This window comes from Pseudoxanthomonas japonensis (genome assembly GCF_010093445.1).
In the GTDB taxonomy this organism is placed as follows: domain Bacteria; phylum Pseudomonadota; class Gammaproteobacteria; order Xanthomonadales; family Xanthomonadaceae; genus Pseudoxanthomonas_A; species Pseudoxanthomonas_A japonensis.
Genome location: NZ_PDWW01000005.1, coordinates 38,070 through 58,024, shown reverse-complemented (window position 1 = coordinate 58,024; position 19,955 = coordinate 38,070). Strand labels below are relative to the sequence as shown.

Annotated in this window: 9 protein-coding genes; 5 read left to right on the top strand and 4 right to left on the bottom strand. The window is 67.8% G+C overall.

The window, feature by feature from the left end; genetic code table 11:
* Positions 1-27 precede the first annotated feature (27 nt).
* Positions 28-4,191, top strand: a complete 4,164-nt coding sequence (purL, locus tag CSC78_RS05640; protein ID WP_162336937.1) for a phosphoribosylformylglycinamidine synthase — start codon at positions 28-30, stop codon at positions 4,189-4,191.
* A 30-nt stretch (positions 4,192-4,221) separates the two neighbouring features.
* Here purL and CSC78_RS05635 read toward each other — a convergent pair whose 3' ends face one another.
* Genes CSC78_RS05635 through CSC78_RS05625 form a run of 3 tightly spaced genes read right to left on the bottom strand, consistent with a single transcriptional unit; the run spans position 4,222 to position 6,809 of the window.
* Positions 4,222-4,794, bottom strand: a complete 573-nt coding sequence (locus CSC78_RS05635) for a relaxation protein (protein ID WP_162336936.1) — start codon at positions 4,792-4,794, stop codon at positions 4,222-4,224.
* Between the two features lie 25 nt (positions 4,795-4,819).
* On the bottom strand, positions 4,820-6,211 hold the full coding sequence (locus CSC78_RS05630; RefSeq protein WP_162336935.1) for a hypothetical protein: 1,392 nt from the start codon (positions 6,209-6,211) through the stop codon (positions 4,820-4,822).
* A gap of 1 nt (position 6,212) precedes the next feature.
* Positions 6,213-6,809, bottom strand: coding sequence for a hypothetical protein (locus tag CSC78_RS05625; protein ID WP_162336934.1), 597 nt, complete (start codon positions 6,807-6,809; stop codon positions 6,213-6,215).
* Positions 6,810-7,194: 385 nt separating this feature from the next.
* Here CSC78_RS05625 and gspE point away from each other — a divergent pair, with 385 nt between their 5' ends.
* A complete protein-coding gene (gspE, locus tag CSC78_RS05620; protein WP_162336933.1) occupies positions 7,195-8,907 on the top strand; it encodes a type II secretion system ATPase GspE in 1,713 nt (570 codons plus the stop codon).
* Between the two features lie 4 nt (positions 8,908-8,911).
* A complete protein-coding gene (locus CSC78_RS05615) occupies positions 8,912-9,361 on the top strand; it encodes a hypothetical protein (protein ID WP_162336932.1) in 450 nt (149 codons plus the stop codon).
* Between the two features lie 66 nt (positions 9,362-9,427).
* Here the strand turns inward: CSC78_RS05615 and CSC78_RS05610 are convergent, their stop codons facing one another.
* Positions 9,428-16,207, bottom strand: a complete 6,780-nt coding sequence (locus tag CSC78_RS05610; RefSeq protein WP_162336931.1) for an ESPR-type extended signal peptide-containing protein — start codon at positions 16,205-16,207, stop codon at positions 9,428-9,430.
* Between the two features lie 604 nt (positions 16,208-16,811).
* On the opposite strand from CSC78_RS05610, the gene CSC78_RS05605 reads away from it, so the two are divergent.
* Positions 16,812-18,611, top strand: a complete 1,800-nt coding sequence (locus CSC78_RS05605) for a S8 family peptidase (RefSeq protein WP_162336930.1) — start codon at positions 16,812-16,814, stop codon at positions 18,609-18,611.
* Between the two features lie 128 nt (positions 18,612-18,739).
* The gene (gene xpsF / locus CSC78_RS05600; RefSeq protein ID WP_162336929.1) at positions 18,740-19,954 is read left to right on the top strand and encodes a type II secretion system protein XpsF; all 1,215 of its coding nucleotides are present in this window, start codon (positions 18,740-18,742) and stop codon (positions 19,952-19,954) included.
* Position 19,955: the final 1 nt, after the last annotated feature.

Here is a 19,955-nt window from a genome sequence, read left to right as displayed (position 1 = left end):
TGACGGCACGCCCCCACGGTTCCGGACATGATCGTCCTCGAAGGCCAACCGGCCTTGTCGCACTTCCGCCGCGCGCGGCTCGAATCCAGGCTCCAGTCGATTGCTTCGGGCGTCCGCATCCGCGGCGCCTGGCACGTCTACTTCATCGAACCCGAGGCCGGCGCCACGCCGGACCTGGCCACGCTGCGCCGCATCCTGCATGCCGGCGACCAGGACGAGACGCTGGCCGACGGCGCGGTGTCGCGCTTCGTCACCCCGCGACTGGGCACGCTGTCGCCCTGGGCGAGCAAGGCCACCGAACTGCTGCGCGGCGCCGGCCAGCCGGTGAAGCGCGTCGAGCGCGGCCTGCGCATCGATCTGGAGGGCTGGAATGACGACCAGCCGGCGCTGGCGAAGGCGCTGCACGACCCGATGACGCAGTCGCTGCTCGCCACGCGCGAACAGGCGTCGGCGCTGTTCACCGCGCCCACGCGTGGCGAACTCGAGCGCATTCCGCTGGCGCAGCTGGAAGCCGCCAACACCCGCCTCGGCCTGGCCCTTGCCGACGACGAGATCGACTACCTGCGCGAGCGCTATACCGAACTCGGCCGCGATCCGTCGGATGTCGAGCTGATGATGTTCGCGCAGGCGAATTCCGAGCACTGCCGCCACAAGATCTTCAACGCCAGCTGGACCATCGACGGCAAGGACCAGGACCGCTCCCTGTTCCGGATGATCAAGCACACCCACGCGCAGACGCCGGAGCACACGCTCAGCGCGTACAGCGACAACGCCGCGGTGGTGGAAGGCTATCCTGCGGCGCGCTTCCGTCCCGACGGCAGCGGCCAGTACCGCCTCGAGGCGACGCTGGATTCGGCGTTCTGCATCAAGGTCGAAACGCACAACCACCCGACCGCAATCGCGCCATTCCCCGGTGCCAGCACCGGTGCCGGCGGCGAGATCCGCGACGAAGGCGCGACCGGCCGCGGCGGCAAGCCGAAGGCCGGCCTGACCGGGTTCTCGGTCTCGCACCTGCGCATTCCCACGCTGCCGCAGCCGTGGGAGGCGCCGCGCGCGCTGAACCCGCGCATGGCGCCGGCGCTGGAGATCATGCTCGACGGCCCGCTCGGCGGCGCCGCGTTCAACAACGAGTTCGGCCGACCCAACCTGCTCGGCTATTTCCGCAGCTTTGAACTGCCGGAAGGCGCGGGCCTGACGCGCGCCTACGACAAGCCGATCATGCTGGCCGGTGGTCTGGGCGCCATCGACCGCATCCAGGTGGAGAAGCGGACGCTGTCCGACGGCGACGCGGTGATCGTGCTCGGCGGACCGGCGATGCTGATCGGCCTGGGCGGTGGTGCCGCCAGCTCGGTGGCGTCCGGCGAAAGCGCGGAGGAACTCGATTTCGCCAGCGTGCAGCGCGACAACCCGGAAATGGAGCGCCGCTGCCAGGAGGTCATCGACCGCTGCGTGGCGATGGGCACGGACAACCCGATCCTGTGGTTCCATGACGTCGGCGCGGGCGGCCTGTCCAACGCGATTCCCGAGCTGCTGCACGACTCCGGCGTGGGCGGCGTGATCGACCTGGCCAAGGTGCCCAGCGACGATCCTTCGCTGTCGCCGATGCAGCTGTGGTGCAACGAATCGCAGGAGCGCTACGTGCTCGGCGTGCCGCAGGCGCGATTGGCCGAGTTCGCGGCAATCTGCGAGCGCGAGCGGTGTCCTTTCGCGGCCGTGGGCGTGGCGACGAAGGAAGAGCGGTTGGTGGTCGGGTATGGCGCGTTGAATGATCCTTCCCTTCTCCCATCGGGAGAAGGTGCCCGGAGGGCGGATGAGGGTGCGACGAAGTCCGGAGAACAGCGCATCGCGGATGTTGCCGCGTCCGCGATTCCCTCCGGCAGCTCTACTCCGCCGAACCCTCACCCCAACCCCTCTCTCCCACAGGGACTTCCTTCGGTCGCCGAGGGGAGAGGGGCGTATCCCATCGACCTGCCGATGGACGTGCTGTTCGGCAAGGCCCCGAAGATGCATCGCGACACCGCGCACCCGCCGGCACCCAGGTGGCCCGCGCTGCAGACGGAAGGCCTGGACCTGCACGAAGCCGGCCTTCGCGTGCTCGCACATCCGACCGTCGCATCAAAGCAGTTCCTCATCACCATCGGCGACCGCAGCGTCGGCGGCCTGACCGCGCGCGACCAGCTGGTCGGCCCGTGGCAGATGCCGGTCGCCGACTGCGCCATCACGCTGAGTGGTTACGAAGGCTTCGTCGGCGAAGCGATGGCGATCGGCGAACGCACGCCTCTGGCATTGCTGGACGCCGCCGCCGCCGCCCGCATGGCGGTCGGCGAAGCGATCACCAACCTGTGCGCCGCGCCGGTCGAATCGCTGCACCGGGTCAAGCTGTCCGCCAACTGGATGGCCGCTGCCGGCCACCCGGGCGAAGACGCGCTGCTGTTCGATGCGGTGAAGGCCGTCGGCATGGAACTGTGTCCGGACCTGGATATCAGCATCCCGGTCGGCAAGGACTCGCTGTCGATGCAGGCGCAGTGGCAGGTCGGGAATCGGGAATCGGGAATCGGGAGTGGGCAGGAGCAGGAAGCGTCGGCCACCGGAGATGTCGCTTTCTCCATTCCCCATTCCCCACTCCCCATTCCCGGCGAAACGCACAAGTCCGTCTCCCCCGTCTCCCTCATCATCAGTGCGTTCGCGCCGGTCACCGACGTGCGCCAGCAGCTGACGCCGTTGCTGTCGCGCGAGGACGACAGCGAACTGTGGCTGATCGGTCTGGGTGCCGGCAAGAAGCGCCTCGGCGGTTCGGTGCTGGCGCAGGTGTATCCACAGTCCGGCGGCGACGGTGCGTGGCCGGCGTTCGCCGGCGACGATCGCGACGAAAGCGTGCCGGACCTCGACGATCCGCAGCGCCTGCGCGATTTCTTCCACCTGATCGCCGATGCGCGCGAGGCCGGCCTGTTGCTGGCCTACCACGACCGCAGCGACGGTGGCGCCTTCGCGGCGCTGTGCGAAATGGCGTTCGCCTCGCATCGCGGCCTGGACATCAACCTCGACGGCTGGGGCGATGACGCCTTCCGCACGCTGTTCGCCGAGGAACTCGGTGCGGTGGTGCAGGTGGCCGACGAGGACCGTGCGGCGTTCGCCGACCTGGTCGAGCGTCATGCGCTGACCGAGTGCGCACAGCGCATCGCACGCCCGACCACGGCGTCCACGATACGTGTGCAGCAGGACGGCGACGTGCTGGCGGAATGGCGCTGGGAAGAACTGTTCGATGCCTGGTGGTCCGTCACGCACGCGATGCAGAAGCTGCGCGACAACCCGGACGCCGCCGACGAGGAGCGCGATACCGCGCGCCAGTTCGGCCGCACCGGGCTGAAGCCGAAGCTCTCCTTCGACGCCGGCGACGACATCGCCGCCCCGTTCATCGCCACCGGCAAGCGGCCGAAGGTCGCGATCCTGCGCGAGCAGGGCGTCAACGGACAGATCGAGATGGCGTCCGCGTTCACCCGCGCCGGCTTCGACGCGTTCGACGTGCACATGAGCGACCTGATCAGTGGCCGCGTCGCGCTGGACGGCTTCAGCGGCTTGGCCGCGTGCGGCGGCTTCAGCTACGGCGACGTACTGGGTGCGGGCCGCGGCTGGGCGACCTCGATCCTCGAGCGTTCCGCCCTGCGCGACGCGTTCGCGGCGTTCTTCGCGCGGACCGACACGTTCTCGCTGGGCGTCTGCAACGGCTGCCAGATGATGAGCCAGCTGAAGGACATCATTCCCGGTGCGCAGCACTGGCCGCAGTTCCTGCGCAACCAGAGCGAGCAGTTCGAGGCGCGCGTGGCGCTGCTGGAAGTTCAGGAATCGCCGTCGGTGTTCTTCCGCGGCATGGCCGGCTCGCGCATCCCGGTCGCGGTGGCGCATGGCGAAGGCCGAGCGTCGTTCGCCGGTGCGGTCGACCAGGCGGCTGCGCGCGTGGCGTTGCGCTACGTGGATGGCGACGGTGCCGTCGCGACGACGTATCCGCTGAATCCGAACGGTTCGCCCGACGGCATCACCGGCCTGACCAGCGACGATGGCCGCGCGACGATCCTGATGCCGCATCCGGAGCGTACCCCGCGCAGCGCCAACCACAGCTGGCACCCGGCCGGCTGGCCGGACGATTCGCCGTGGCTGCGGATGTTCCGCAATGCGCGGGTGTGGGTCGGGTGAGCAGGCGTTGAGGGTTGCCGGTCCGGGCGCTCACTGGCGATCCCGGACCGGGCGATACCGGTCATCCTCGCCAAACGCGTCGCCTTTCGGGTCGATGTTGGCGCACAGCCGGCCATCGCACAGGGTCACGTCGGCAGCGTCGTAGGCTTTCAGCAGCTGCGCCGATAGTTGGTAGCGGCGGATCTCGTCGTAATAGTGGCGGGAAAGCCAGCCGCCGCCCAGAACGATCAGGGCGAGGCTGGCGAGACAGACGCCGACGACCTTCCACATTAGATGCCGGTAGAGAGTGCGCGCTGCGTGGATCTGCGCCATCAGTGCCTGCGAGGCGTGCTGTACATCCTTTCCGGACGTTTCCAGGCGCGCCTGGTAGGTCGAGACGGATTGTCCGATGCCTGCGTCGACGGCGCTCACGACACTGCCCCGCAGCTGCTGCATTTCCGTATCGGCGGCCCGACGGAGCGTTTCAGGCAGGTGTTGCGAGAGCTCCTGGAGCTGCTGGCGCGCTGATTGCAGGCTGCCCTCGATCTGTTGCGTACGGCGCTCGAACCGCTCCATGAGGGCTGACGCACTGGCGACGAGGTCGGTGATGCGGTTGGTGTCCATCGTGCTTTCCTTGGCAACGTTAGCGTCAGATCGAGCGTGCGATGCCGGCCGACACCGCGACCTGCGTCTGCTCCGCACTTTGTTGTTCTGCGACCTGCGCTAGCAGCGCCTGCTGTCGTTCTTCGGCATCCACCTGGGTCGCCGCAGTCGCACTCACCCGCCTCGCATAAGAATCGTTGGCTGCAGCCTGAGTCATCAGACGGAAGTCGACCTGGTCGCTGGCGTCATAGGCGGCCACCATGCGGTCGATGTAGGAGAGGGGGTCATCGCGTAGCGAGACCGGCGACGGTGCGGAATCGCCGGCGGGCCTCGAGGGCCAGCCACTGCCGCGCTCCGGCTTGCACTGGCTGTCTTCCAGCGTGGGAGCGCGGAGAAGCTCCTGCATCCGCCCGTCGATCTGTTCCAAGGGGCTGCCGGCACTGTCCCGATAGATCAGCGGTCGATCGGGCGGCACGAAGTCGCGATTTCTCTCGTCCGTCGCGCGTTGCCCCGCCCGTCGAAGCTCCCTCAGTTCGTCGTGAACTTCGTTGCTCATCAGGCCGTGCCGGACCTTGTGCATCACATACTGGGAGCCGATCGCGGACGTGTAGGCGATGCCCGCGCCGGTGAGCTTCGTAGCCAGCGCTGCATCCTCCGCAGCCGAGCGGATGCTCTCCCGGTAGGCGTCGAACTCGGGCCTGTGTTGCTTGTAGAGAGCTTGGCTTTCGTGATTGATAAGTGAGTTCGGGCCGTAGACCGCCAGTTGCTCGGCGGTGCGGTGGTCGCCATGGAACTGCACTGCGCCGTGGGTGGCGTCCGGACCGAGTGTGCGCAGATCGTTGATGAGTTCCCATCGGTTCTGCTGACTGGGTACCGGACCCTGATTGAGCAGTACATCGACATCCTGCTGCGTGGCGTAGACGCGTACTTCGCCGAAGTGCCGGTTCGCCGCGCCTACCATGTCGCTGGCGCGGACATGGTTGATGACTTGGCTTCCGCCCTCGGGCACGTCATAGAGTCCGGCTGCACCATAAGCGTTGAATGTCTCGCCCTTTAGTCCGTACTCGTGGCACGTGACTTGGGTATGAAATCCTCCCAAGGAGTGTCCGGTGACAGTGACGCGGGTGCCATCCCGTTTGGCCATTTCGATGGCGAGCTCCACCAGGTCTCGGGCGTCGTCCAGTTGCTGGTTCACCTTCAGCAGCGCCATCTGGGCATCGGTGAGCAGGCCATCACGCAGCTTGTCGGTATCGAACTCAGTGCCGGTGTGGGATACAAGGTAGTCTCCGGTATCCAGATTCCTGTGGATGGTTCCGCGGTAGCCCGATGAGCTTTTGACTTCCTTCATTAAGAAAAAGGCACTGGTATCGATCTTGTCATCATAGGGATCGTAGGATTTTCCGGATAATCTTGCGTGCGATTCAGTAAACGTCGGCATGTTAGTTCGTCCTTGATGGCTTTACTTTCACAAGATAAGAGATGAGGCCGAGTTCTTCAGCGCGCGCAGGGTCACTTGGCGTGAAGCAAGTCTTATCGAACTTGTCACGCATTTCTTCTCTGCAGTAGGCAGTAGCGTCCGATAGGGAAAGGAGCTCGGCCGAACTGAGCCTTGTGATCTGTAGGAATTCATTGCTTCTTGCAACGGTTGCGTCGACGTAAGCAAGCTCCCACTTGCATACCCCAAGCCCGTAATAGTCCTCGTCGATGGGCCAATCGAGAAAGATGTGACCGCGGTAGGTGTTGTTTCCGGTCGGAACGAGAGGGAACTTCTTCTCGTAGCGGGAGCCAGGGGTGTATCCGGCGATACGGTCCGGCGTAGGCATGCAGATGACGTCAGGAATACTGAAATAAGCAGCGCCAGAGATGTTCTTGACGTCGGCCGGTGGATCAACCAGCTCTACCGTGATCTCGTAGCGCTGCGTCGGACTGGGATTGGTCTTGGCAAGCGGCGGCTCGAAATTGGAGCCGCCCCAGCAGGCTGCAAGCAGAAAAAGCAGGGGCGCGGTGAAGACTAGTGAAATGTGGCGTGCGTTCATTCGCTTCAATTTCCGCTTTCCATGCTGTCAGGGCGGTTCTTGGGATGCCCGGCAACTGACATCCAGACGAAGAACTACTCCCCGCTGGAGCGCTTGCTACATGCGATGTCCATAAGACTGCTGGAGTTTGTATCAGACGCACCAGGTGCAAGCCATTAACATTTTTTGAAATTTCGCGATTGCACATGCAGCGCTCATTCGTACGCCGGGCATCGTGGAGGTGACGCCGCGGCGTTACGACATCCTCACAAGCGACAGACTTTACGGTAATCCTCTCCAGGGAGCAGGGAGCTGCCTCGAAAAGCTCCCTCGCGCCACGTTTCGCGCGTCGCGACAATCCCTCCCGTCCGGACCTGATAAAGTCCGGGCCTTCAAGGAGGCCTCCGTGAACGCAGCCGTATCCGACCCCACGCTTTCCGACGACGAGCGCATCGTCGCGGCGCTGCTGGCGCGTGGACGGCTGAAGGAGGCCGACCTCGCGCGGGCGCGCCGGCTGCAGGAAGAGGCGGGCGGTGGCCTGCTGGCGCTGCTGTCGCGCCTGGGCCTGGTGTCCGAGCGCGACCACGCCGAGACCGTGGCCGACGTGCTCGGGCTGCCGCTGGTCAACGCCAAGGACGCGCCGGACGCGCCGCCGGAATCGGTGCTGCTGTCGCAGCGGTTCCTCAAGCAGTTCCATGTCTGCCCGGTGGGCGAGGACGAGACCCACATCGACCTGCTGATGGCGGATCCGCAGGACCGCTACGCACTCGATGCCGTGCGGCTGGCCACCGGCCGCGCCATCCGGCCGCAGGTCGCGTTGCGTTCGGAAATCAGCGACCTCATCGAGCGCTACTACGGCCAGGGCCGCAGCGCGATGGGCGCCATCGTCGAGAATGCGGATGGCGAAACCACTGCCGACCTGGACGATGTCGAGCACCTGCGCGACCTCGCCTCCGAGGCGCCGGTCATCCGCCTGGTCAATCTGGTCATCCAGCGTGCGGTGGAACTGCGCGCCTCCGACATCCACATCGAGCCGTTCGAGAACCGGCTGAAGGTGCGCTACCGCATCGACGGCGTGCTGGAGGAGGGCGAAAGTCCGCCCGCCAACCTCACCGCGGCCGTGATCAGCCGCGTCAAGATCATGGCCAAGCTCAACATCGCCGAGCGCCGCCTGCCGCAGGACGGCCGCATCATGCTGCGCGTGCAGGGCAAGGAGCTGGACCTGCGCGTCAGCACCGTGCCCACCGCGCACGGCGAGAGCGTAGTGATGCGCCTGCTCGACCGCGAGACGGTGGTGTTCGATTTCAAGAAGCTCGGCTTCACCGACGCCTTCCTGCCGCAGTTCCAGAAGGTGCTGGAGCAGCCGCACGGCATCCTGCTGGTCACCGGTCCGACAGGCTCGGGCAAGACGACCACGCTGTACACCGCGCTGAGCAAGCTCAACACGCCGGACGTCAAGATCATCACTGTGGAGGACCCGGTCGAGTACCAGATCGAAGGCATCAACCAGATCCAGGCCAAGCCGCAGATCGGGCTCGACTTTGCGCATGCACTGCGCAGCATCGTCCGCCAGGATCCGGACATCATCATGATCGGCGAAATGCGCGACCTCGAGACCGCGCGCATCGCCATCCAGTCCGCGCTGACCGGCCACCTGGTGCTCAGCACGCTGCACACCAACAACGCGGCCGGCGGCATCACGCGCATGCTCGATATGGGGGTGGAGGACTACCTGATGACCTCCACCATCAATGGCATCCTCGCCCAGCGCCTGGTGCGCCGGCTGGAGCCGACGCATGCGGAGAAGTACGCCGCATCGCCCGAAGAGATCGAGAAGTTCGGCCTGCGTCGCTTCCAGCCGCAGGGCGAGATCTTCCTGTACCGCCCGCGCGGGTCGGCCATCGCGCCGACCGGCTATCTCGGCCGCACCACCATCGTCGAGTTCCTGGTGATGAACGACGGCATCCGCCGCGCGATCATGCGCCATGCCGGCATGGGCGAGATCGAACAGTTGGCGCGCGAGAACGGCATGCGCACCATGTACGAGGACGGCATCGTCAAGGCGCTGTCCGGCGAGACCACCATCGAGGAAGTGCTGCGGGTCACCGAGGAGGGTTGAGGCGATGAAGCGGAGGCTGACCGGATACGTCGTGATGGCGCTGTGCGCGATGCCGGTGATCGCGTCGGCGGCCAAGCCCGCACCGAAGACGCTCGCGCGCGGCGAACTGCCGGCCGGCTTCGCGATAGGCGATGCGTCGCCGTCGTTGGCGCTTCAGGTCGAGGTCGTCGACGGCAAGGTGGTCGCCTCCGCGCCGGCCGGCGATGCACCGGGCAACCTGCGCGCCGCCCGCAGCGGCGACGCCACGCAGACCACACTGATGGTCAGCAGCACACTGGCCGAGGCGGTCAAGTTCGACCTGTACGTCTCGACCGACGGCGAGCAGTTCACCTACACCAGCAGCTGCGGCGTGACGCCCGGCATCTCGTCGTTCGAAATGTGGGAGAAGCCGGTGACGCATTTCGCGATCGGCAATCCGCGCGTGCTGCCGAAGGGACGCATGGCCTGCGACTGAAGCCGGGCACACGAGAAAAAGAAAGGGCCCGGCATTGCCGGGCCCTTCTTCATGAAGACGACCGGTTTACAGGTCTATACCAAAGCCGACACCCGCGGACTTCTCGTCGCCGCTGAACGCACCGCCGATGCTGAACGAGGCGCGCTCGCCGATCGGCTTCGAATAGCCCACCGACAGGGCGTTCTCGCCGTTCTGCCAACCCGCGCCCACGGCGACCCGTCCACGCGGACTGCGGCTGCCGGCGGCGTTGATCGCCATGTTCAACATCGCCGAGCTCATTGCGCCCATCTTGTCCAGACGGCGATCCTGCTCGGAGAAGCGGCGGTCCACATCGCCGCGGAAGGCGTTGAAGTCGTCCTCCAGCGCCTTGACCTGGAAGTCGGCGTAGGCCTTCGCGCTGGCCAGCGTGCTCGCCGAGGACTGGTCGGTGTAGGACTGTGCGCTGCTGAGCGTGTTGGCGTCGCCCGCATCGGCGTAGGACGCGGCCGCGGCGGGAACGTCGGCTGCCGCGGTGGCATCCGTCGGCGTTGCGACAGCAGGCTGGCTGCTGGCCACGGCGCCGCTGCCGGCAGCATCCGTGGTCGTGGCCGTGCCACGCGTCGGTGACGAAGCGGTACCACCGGTGCCCGCCGCCGATGCCGTCTCGCCGGCCACCTGGCCCTGGCTGGCCTGCGTAGGCGGCGCGGTGCCGGCGGACGCCGTCGTCGTGCTGCTGCCCGATCCGCTGTACATGCCATACAACTCGTTGAGCTTGGCGTCGACGGCAGTGAACGCCGCGCCCACGTTGTTGTACGACGTGCCCTGGATCGTGTAGCTCGGCGCGATGAACGTGCCACCGGAGAAGCCCGCACCGCCGCCGAGCGCACTGGCGACGGAGCTCAGCTGGAACAGGTTCACCGCGTCGGTGGCCTGGGTGCCGGCCGCGACGTTGGTGACCTGCCGCTCGCTGCCGGCGCTGCCCACGGAGACGGTGTCCTCGCGGTCGGCGACCGAATCGCCGCCGATGGCCACGCTGTTGTCGGCTTCGGCGGTGGCGAGGTTGCCGACGGCCACCGAGTTGACGCCCGGTGTGTAGGCGCCGCCACCGACGGCGACCGAGTAGTCGCCGGACGCTTCGGTCGGCAGAAAGCCGAAGAACGCACCGCCCACGGCCACGCTGTTGTCGCCGCTGGCGATGGCGTTCGAGCCCAGCGCCGTGCTGTCGTAGTTGCTCGCCACGGCACCGAAGCCCAGTGCGGTCGCGCTTTCCTGCGACGCTTCCGCGCCGTAGCCGAACGCCGACGCGGCGAAGGCGGATGCATTGCTGTAGCTGCCGATGGCCGCCGACCCGTCGCCGGAGGCGTCGCTGCGGAAGCCGGTGGCCGTGGCCTGCAGTCCCGATGCCGAGCTCTCGGTGCCGGTGGCGGTGGCATAGGCACCGGATGCCGTGGCGCCGGCACCCGTCGCGGTCGCGCCGGTATCGCTGGCGACTGCACCTGCGCCGAGGGCCGTCGCGTCGTCCGCCGTCGCTTCGGTGCTGGCGTAGACCGGATTGCCGTCGGCATCCAGGATCGGTTCGCCGTCCTCGTCGAGCAGCTGGCGCTGTCCGCCGACTGCGACCGAGCCCGCCCCTGCCGCCTGCGCGCCCGCGCCGCTGGCGACGCTGTTCGCGCCGGTGGCGGTGGCGTTGAAGCCGGTCGCGGTGGCGCCGTCGGCCAGCGCGAACGCACCGGAGCCGGTGGCGGTCGCACCGACGCCATCGGCCAGTGCGGCCGAACCGGAGGCGGTCGCGTAGTCGCCGTTGGCGGTGGCATCGTCGCTGCCGTCGCCTTCACCGTTCGCCTTGAAGTAGCGCGTGGCGTTTTCCGAGGCGTTGGCGATCGCATTCAGCTGGTCGAGGTTCACCGCATCCGTGCCCTCGGTACCGGCCGCGACGTTGGTGATCTGCCGTTCCGCACCCACGTCGCCGACCGATACGGTGTCGTCGCGGTCGTTCCACGAGTTCGCACCGATCGCGACGCTGTTGGTCGCCGCTGCCACCGAATTCACGCCCACCGCCACGCTGTCGTCGCCGTCGGCGTAGCTGTTGTGGCCGAGCGCGGTGCTGTACTCGCCGGTGGCCCAGGCGCCGTTTCCGAACGCCGAACTGCCGGTGCCGCTGGCGCGCGTGTTGATCAGGCCGAAGAACGTGGTGCCGCCGACGGCCGTGCTCTCGTCACCGCCCGCGCTCGCGCCTTCGCCGACCGCGGTCGCACCGCCGCCGGCCGCATCGGCGCCGTAGCCGAACGCCGAGGCGAAATCGCCACCCGCGCTGCTGTAGCCGCCGACGGTGGTGGAGGCCAGGCCGCCCGCACTGCTGCGGAAGCCCACCGCGGTGGACTGCGTTTCCGAGGCGGAGGCTTCCGTGCCCAGTGCGGTGGCGTAGGCGCCGGACGCGTTCGCGCCCGCACCGACGGCGCTCGCGCCGACTTCACCGGCGACCGCGCCTGCACCCACGGCGGTGGCGTCATCCGCCGTCGCTTCGGTGCTGGCGTAGACCGGATTGCCATCGGCATCGAGGAGCGGATCGCCGTTCTCGTCGAACAGCTGGCGCTGTCCGCCGACGGCAACCGAGCCTGCGCCGACCGCCTGTGCACCAGCGCCGTTGGCGACGCTGTTGCTGCCGGTGGCGGTGGCGTTGAAGCCGGTGGCGGTTGCGCCGTCCGCCAGTGCGAACGCACCGGAGCCGGTCGCCGTTGCGCCAACGCCATCGGCGAGTGCGGCAGAGCCGGATGCCGTGGCGTAGTCGCCATTGACCGTGGCGTCATCGGTGCCATCCTCTGCACCATTGGCCTTGAAGTAGCGCGTGGCGTTCTCCGAAGCCTCGGCGACTTCGTTCAACTGGTCCAGATTCACCGCATCGGTGCCCTCGGTGCCGGCGGCGACGTTGGTGATCTGCCGTTCGCTGCCCGCACTGCCGACCGACACCGTGTCCTCACGGTCGGCGATCGAATCGCCACCGATGGCCACGCTGTTGTCGGCTTCCGCGGTGGCGAGGTTGCCCAGCGCCACCGAGTTGAAGCCCGGGGTGTAGGCGCCGCCACCGACGGCGACCGAATAGTCGCCAGAGGCTTCGGTCGGCAGGAAACCGAAGAACGCACCACCCACCGCCACACTGTTGTCGCCGCTGGCGACGGCGTTCGAGCCCAGCGCAGTACTGTCGAAGTTGCTGGCGACCGCGCCGAAGCCCAGCGCCGTGGCGCTGTCGGCGCTGGCTTCCGCGCCGTATCCGAAGGCCGAGGCACCGAAGTTGGAGGCGCTGCTGTAACCGCCGATGGCGGTGGCGGCGTCGTCGGACGCGTCGCTGCGGAAACCGACGGCCGTGGCCTGGATGCCCGACGCTGATGCTTCGGTTCCGACCGCGGACGAGTAGGCGCCCGACGCCGTCGCACCTGCGCCTACTGCGCTCGCACCCACCTCGCTGGCGACCGCGCCGGCACCCACGGCCGTGGCATCGTCTGCCGTCGCTTCCGTGCTCGCGTAGACCGGATTGCCATCGGCATCGAGGATCGGATCGCCGTTCTCGTCGAGCAGTTGGCGCTGTCCGCCCACGGCAACCGCGCCGGCGCCCGACGCCTGCGCACCGGCACCGTTGGCGACGCTGTTCTCACCCGTCGCCGTCGCGTTGAAGCCGGACGCGGTCGCACCGTTGGCCAGTGCGAACGCACCGGAACCCGTCGCCGTCGCACCGACGCCGTCCGCCAATGCCGCGGAGCCGGATGCCGTGGCGTAGTCGCCATTGGCGACCGCGTCATCCGTACCGTCATTCGCACCGTTCGCCTTGAAGTAGCGCGTGGCATTCCCCGACGCTTCGGCGACCGCGTTGAGCTGATCCAGATTCACCGCATCCGTTCCCTCGGTACCGGCGGCCACGTTGGTGATCTGCCGCTCGCTGCCCACGTCGCCGACCGACACCGTGTTGTCGCGGTCGGCAGTCGAGTTGGCGCCGAGCGCCACGCTGTTGTCGCCCAGCGCCGTGCTGTAGAAGCCGACGGCCGTGCTGTTGTCGCCGCTGGCCCAGGATTCCGCACCCAGCGCGGTGGCGTAATCGCCAGGCGCGTAGGAGAAGAAGCCGGCGGCCGTGCTCTCGATGCCCGACGCCTCCGACAGGCTGCCGGCCGCCAGGCTGTAGTCGCCTGCGGCGATCGCGCCGGACCCGAACGCTGCTGCACTGAACCCGCTGGCCTGCGTATAGACCAGCAGGCCGAACCCGGGAATCAGGTCCGCCGGTCCGCCGACCGCGACGCTGTAGTCGCCGGTCGCACCGCTCGCGTGGCCGAAGCTCGACGCATACGAACCGGTCGCCGTGCTGCCGTAACCGAACGCGGAACTGGCTTCGCCGCTCGCCTCGCTGAGCACGCCGAACGAGGAGCTGCCGAGTCCCGAGGCCAGGCTGCCGGAACCGACCGCCGTCGCGCCGAGACCGGACGCCACCGTATTGACGTTGATCGGATTGCCGTCGGCGTCGAAGGCATCCACCGAGCCGCCGATGGCGATGCTGGAATCGCCGCTGGCCTCCGCGCTGCTGCCGTTGGCGACGCTGTTCGCACCCGTGGCCGTGGCGTTGAAGCCGGTCGCCGTCGCACCGTCCGCCAGTGCGAACGCGCCGGAGCCGGTCGCGGTGGCGCCGATGCCGTCGGCGAAGGCCGCCGAGCCGGATGCCGTGGCGTAGTCGCCATTGGCCGTGGCGTCATCGGTGCCATCCTCTGCACCATTGGCCTTGAAGTAGCGCGTGGCGTTCTCCGAAGCCTCGGCGACCGCGTTGAGCTGATCGAGGTTCACCGCATCGGTGCCTTCCGTGCCGGCGGCGACGTTGGTGATCTGCCGTTCGCTGCCCGCGCTGCCGACCGACACGGTGTCCTCGCGGTCCGCGATCGAATCGCCACCGATGGCCACGCTGTTGTCGGCCTCGGCGGTCGCGAGGTTGCCCAACGCGACAGAGTTGAAGCCCGGCGTGTAAGCGCCTCCGCCGACGGCCACGGAGTAGTCCCCCGACGCTTCGGTCGGCAGGAAGCCGAAGAACGCACCACCCACCGCCACGCTGTTGTCGCCGCTGGCGATGGCATTGGAACCCAGCGCGGTGCTGTCGAAGTTGCTGGCGACGGCGCCGAAGCCCAGCGCCGTGGCGCTGTTGGCGCTGGCTTCCGCGCCGTAGCCGAAGGCTGAGGCGCCGAAGCTGGAGGCGCTGCTGTAGCCGCCGATGGCGGTGGCTGCATCATCCGACGCATCGCTGCGGAAACCGACCGCCGTGGCCTGCGTGCCTGACGCCGATGCTTCGGTGCCGATGGCCGATGAGTACGCGCCGGAGGCATTGGCGCCCGCACCGACCGCGCTGCTGCCGACTTCACCGGCGACCGCGCCTGCACCGACAGCGGTGGCGTCATCCGCCGTCGCTTCCGTGCTGGCATAGACCGGGTTGCCGTCGGCATCGAGGATCGGATCGCCGTTCTCATCGAGCAGCTGACGCTGTCCGCCCACGGCAACCGAGCCTGCGCCTGCCGCCTGTGCACCGGCACCATTGGCGACGCTGTTCTCACCCGTCGCGGTAGCGTTGAAGCCGGACGCGGTCGCACCGTTGGCCAGTGCGAACGCACCGGAACCCGTCGCCGTCGCACCGACGCCATCGGCGAGCGCGGCGGAGCCGGAGGCCGTGGCGTAGTCGCCATTGGCGACCGCGTCATCCGTACCGTCATTCGCACCGTTGGCCTTGAAGTAGCGCGTGGCGTTCTCCGACGCTTCGGCCACGGCATTCAATTGATCGAGGTTCACCGCGTCGGTGCCTCCCGTGCCCGCGGCTACGTTGGTGATCTGCCGCTCGCCGCCGGCACGACCGACGGAAACGGAATCTTCCCGGTCGGCGACGGAATCGCCACCCAGCGCCACGCTGTTGTCGGCGCTGGCCGATGCGAGATTGCCGATCGCCGTGGCATTCGTGCCCGGCGCCCAGGCGCCGCCACCGACCGCGGTCGAGAAGTCGCCGGAGGCTTCAGTCGGCAGCAGGCCGAGCAGCGATCCACCGACCGCGACGCTGTTGTATCCGGTTGCGATGGAGCCGGAACCCAATGCCGTGCTGTCGCCGCCGCTGGCATCCGCGCCATAGCCGACCGCCGTATCGAAACTGCCCGACGCGTTGGCGAATCCGCCGACCGCGACGGTGGCGATGCCGGTCGCCGTGCTGGTGTGGCCGGCAGCCAGCGCCTGCGTGCCCGAGGCCGTGGACGAACTGCCGAACGCGCCGGCGTACGCGCCCGTGGCACGGCTGCCGGTGCCCACGGCACTCGCGCCGGCGCCCGTCGCGTTCGCCAGCGTGCCGACCGCGGTCGCATTCGCGCCGGTCGCATTGCTCTGGCTGCCCAGCGCCGTCGCGCCCTGCGCGGTGGCGTTGCTGTCGTAGCCCACGGCGGTGGCGTTCACACCCTTTGCTTCGGCATAGCCGCCGACCGCGGTGGCGCCCGCCTTGTTGGCGATGCTCTTGTAGCCGACCGCGACCGCATGGCGACCGGACGCGTCGACATCGTCGCCGCAGGAGACGGCGTTCTCACCGGGACGTCCATCGATGATGGGATTCCCGCGCGAATCCACGCAGAAGGCGGGGCCCGTTCCGATCTGAGGCTTGTCGTTCTGCGGTTGGCCTTTCTGTTTGTCATGCGCCAACGCCGCGCCGAACGGCGCACCTGCGAGCAGGGCCGAGACCAGCAGCGTCACGCCGAGCCGCGCACGCACGCGCGCACCGGACGACATCACGCCGTGCGCGCGACGCGCGAACTCCGAGGCCACCACCAGCATGCCAAGGGAAGGGTTCCACACCTTGCTGTAAATCCTGTTCATGGATCACGTCCTTCATTCTGTGTTTTCGGGGGAATACGACAGCGCCCGGGCCAGGAGGCGGCACGGGAATTCGAGGCGGACTACGTCAGGGGAAATGACAGCGCGGCATGCGACAGGGGCGACACATGACCGCGTTGCACGAAGTGGCGGACGCGACGAGGAAGAGAGGGTGCGTGTTCTGCTGCCGTCCGCGAACGCGGCGCGGCATGCGCGAGGAAAGCGATGCAGGCGCAATGCGAAATGCAAGACGTGCAAGTGAAACAGCGAAACAAGAAATAGCGCCGACAAAAGATTCCCGCATTCCCCATCCCCTCATCCCGAGATGACGCTCAACAACTCCGTGTGATCGAACACTACATCCGCGTTGTGCAATTTGCGAGAGATTTGCTACGTTCGTTCCAGCGCGACGAAACAGCTGAAAACAAGGCGTTAAATCCACGTGTAGGCCGTGTATAGAGGATGTGTTCGCTGCGTGAAGAGTGCTGTGGCAGGTAAACAGGGGTACTTGCAGCACACCTTGAAACGGAAGTCGCAAGTCGTTGAGTAAGCACGTTGTAAACGGGTTACCCAGTTCGTTCATCCTTGTAGACATGGAGCAGGTCAAGTGAATCGAAAATCCTCATCACGCGTTTCGCGTCGTCGTCCCCTTGTTGCTGCGCTCGCCGCAATAATCACATTCGGAGCCTTCGCGGCGACCGCGTCCGCCGGCGACGTCAGCACCGCCGGCTTGCGCGACGGCGAAACCTACGACCGTTTCATCGTGAAGTACCGCGATGGCAGCAGCGCGCGTACCAGCAGCGCCACGTTGCAGCGCTCGCTGGTGGGCGCGGTATCGCGCGCTTCGCTCGGTCCGTCGAACGGCAAGGCGGTCAGCGCGGCGAAGCTGCGCCGCCTCGGTATCGGCGCAGAGCTGGTGCAGACCTCGCGCAAGCTGGACCGCGTGGAGGCGGAGAGCCTGCTGCGCCAGTTGGCGACCGATCCGGAAGTCGAGTTCGTCGAAGTGGATGCCAAGCGCTATGCGCGCCTGGTGCCCAACGACACCTACTACAACCAGTACCAGTGGCATTTCAAGGATCCGGTCGGCGGCATCAACCTGCCGGCGGCCTGGGACAACGCGACGGGCGCCGGTGTCGTCGTCGCCGTGCTGGACACCGGCATCACCGCGCACAGCGACATGGACGCCAACATCCTGCCGGGCTACGACTTCATCAGCGACACGTTCGTCTCGCGCGACGGCGACGGGCGCGATGCGAATCCGCGCGACGAGGGCGACTGGAATCCCGTGGCGGGCGAGTGCTACGCCGGGTCGCCGGTGCAGGACAGCAGCTGGCACGGCACGCACGTGGCCGGCACCGTCGCCGAGGTCAGCAACAACGCGAAGGGCATGGCGGGCGGCGCGTTCAACGCCAAGGTCGTGCCGGCACGCGTGCTGGGTCGCTGCGGCGGCTACACCTCCGACATTTCCGACGCGGTGATCTGGGCCTCGGGCGGTACCGTGGCCGGCGTGCCTGCGAACGCCAATCCGGCCGAGGTCATCAACCTCAGCCTCGGCGGTTCGGGTGCCTGCAGCGCGGTCGAACAGAACGCATTCAACATCGCCATCGCCAACGGCAGCACCGTCGTGGTGGCCGCGGGCAACGATGCAAGCAACGTCAACGGCTTCTCGCCCGGCAACTGTGCCGGCGTGATCACCGTGGGCGCCACGCGCATCACCGGCGGCATCGCCTCGTATTCCAACTACGGCACGCGCATCGACATCTCCGCGCCGGGCGGCGGCGGCAGCGTCGACGGCAATCCGGGCGGCTACGTCTGGTCCGCCGGCAATGCGGGCACGACGGTTCCGACCACCGAAACGTACTTCGGCATGGGCGGCACCTCGATGGCGGCACCGCATGTGGCGGCCGTCGTCGCGCTGATGCAGAGCGTGGCGGAAACGCCGCTGACGCCGGCGCAGGTGCTCGCGGTCCTGAAGTCCACCGCGCGCCCGTTCCCGGTCGCGCCGCCGGCCAACCGTCCGATCGGTGCGGGCATCGTCAATGCCGCGGCCGCGGTGCAGGCGGTCATGGGCGGCGGCGAACCGCCGACGGCGACCCCGCTCACCAACAACGTGGCCATCGGCGGCAACGCCGGTGCCAAGGATGCGGTGGTGCAGTACGCACTGGTGGTGCCGGCGGGGGCGAAGAACCTGTCGTTCATCAGCTTCGGTGGCAGCGGCAATGCCGACGTCTACGTGAAGTTCGGCAGTGCGGCCACGGCGACGAACTACGACCTGCGTTCGGTGCGCCCGGGCAACAATGAAGTGGTCAACATCGCCAACCCGCAGGCCGGCACCTACTACGTGTCGCTGGTGGGCAAGACGGCGTTCTCCAACGTCAGCGTGCGCGGCAGCTTCACCGCTCCCTGATGTATCGGTGACGGGCAACGCCGCGGCCCCGTGCAACCGGGGTCGCGGTGTTGCGCGGCGTGATGCGGGCGCATGACGCTGGGCGGGGGAATACGGTAAGTTGGCGCATTCCCGCTTCTGTCGCCTGCATGCCGCTCTACCGTTACAAGGCCCTCAATGCGCACGGTGAAATGCTGGACGGCCAGATGGAGGCCGCCAGCGATGCCGAAGTCGTGGCTCGCCTGCAGGAGCAGGGACACCTGCCCGTCGAGGCCGCGCTTGCCGCCGCCGGCGGTGGCACGAACTGGCGGCAACTGTGGCGACCCAACGCGTTCGCCGGCGACCGGCTGGTGCAGTTCACGCAGCAGCTGGCCACGTTGCTGGGCGCGGGTCAGCCGCTGGACCGCGCGCTGGGCATCCTGCTGGACCTGCCCGAAGACGAAAAGGCGCGTCGCGTCATCACCGACATCCGCGACGCCGTGCGCGGCGGTGCGCCGCTGTCGGCGGCGCTGGACCGGCAGCACGGCCTGTTCTCGCGGCTCTACATCAACATGGTGCGCGCGGGCGAGGCCGGCGGCAGCCTGCACGACACCCTTCAGCGGCTCGGCGATTACCTGGAGCGCAGCCGTGCGCTGAAGGGCCGCGTGGTCAACGCGCTGGTGTATCCGGCGATCCTGCTGGTCGTGGTCGGTTTCGCGCTGCTGTTCCTGCTGGGCTACGTGGTGCCGCAGTTCGCGGTGATGTACGAGAGCCTGGACGTGGCGCTCCCCTGGTTCACGCGCGGGGTGCTGTGGGTGGGTGCGTTCGTGCGCGACTACTGGTTCGTGCTGGTCGCCGTGCCTGCGGTGGCGCTGCTGTGGTTCGATCGCCGTCGCCGCGATCCGGCGTTCCGCGACCGTCTGGATGCCTGGTTGCTCGGGCGGCCCCTGGTCGGACCGCTGCTGGCACGCCTGGAAACGGCGCGGCTGGCGCGCACGCTGGGTACGCTGCTGAAGAACGGCGTTCCATTGCTCACCGCCCTCGGTATCGCCCGCAACGTGCTGGGCAACCGGGCGCTGGCGGCGGATGTGGATGCCGCGGTCGAGGATGTGAAGAACGGCCACGGCCTGTCCGCCTCGCTCGGCAAGGGCAAGCGCTTCCCGCGGCTGGCGTTGCAGATGATCCAGGTGGGCGAGGAGTCGGGCGCGCTCGACGGCATGTTGCTGAAGACCGCCGAAACCTTCGAGCAGGAAACCGCTCAGGTGCTGGACCGTATGCTGGCCGCCCTCGTTCCCGCCATCACGCTGGTCCTGGCCGCGGTGGTCGGCGTCGTCATCATCGCCGTGCTGGTCCCGCTGTACGATCTGACCGGCGCCATCAACTGAG

Coding starts and splice junctions, on each gene's coding strand:
- purL (WP_162336937.1), top strand. CDS start 28: ATGATCGTCCTCGAAGGCCAACCGGCCTTGTCGCACTTCCGCCGCGCG.
- CSC78_RS05635 (WP_162336936.1), bottom strand. CDS start 4,794: ATGGACACCAACCGCATCACCGACCTCGTCGCCAGTGCGTCAGCCCTC.
- CSC78_RS05630 (WP_162336935.1), bottom strand. CDS start 6,211: ATGCCGACGTTTACTGAATCGCACGCAAGATTATCCGGAAAATCCTAC.
- CSC78_RS05625 (WP_162336934.1), bottom strand. CDS start 6,809: ATGAACGCACGCCACATTTCACTAGTCTTCACCGCGCCCCTGCTTTTT.
- CSC78_RS05615 (WP_162336932.1), top strand. CDS start 8,912: ATGAAGCGGAGGCTGACCGGATACGTCGTGATGGCGCTGTGCGCGATG.
- CSC78_RS05610 (WP_162336931.1), bottom strand. CDS start 16,207: ATGAACAGGATTTACAGCAAGGTGTGGAACCCTTCCCTTGGCATGCTG.
- xpsF (WP_162336929.1), top strand. CDS start 18,740: ATGCCGCTCTACCGTTACAAGGCCCTCAATGCGCACGGTGAAATGCTG.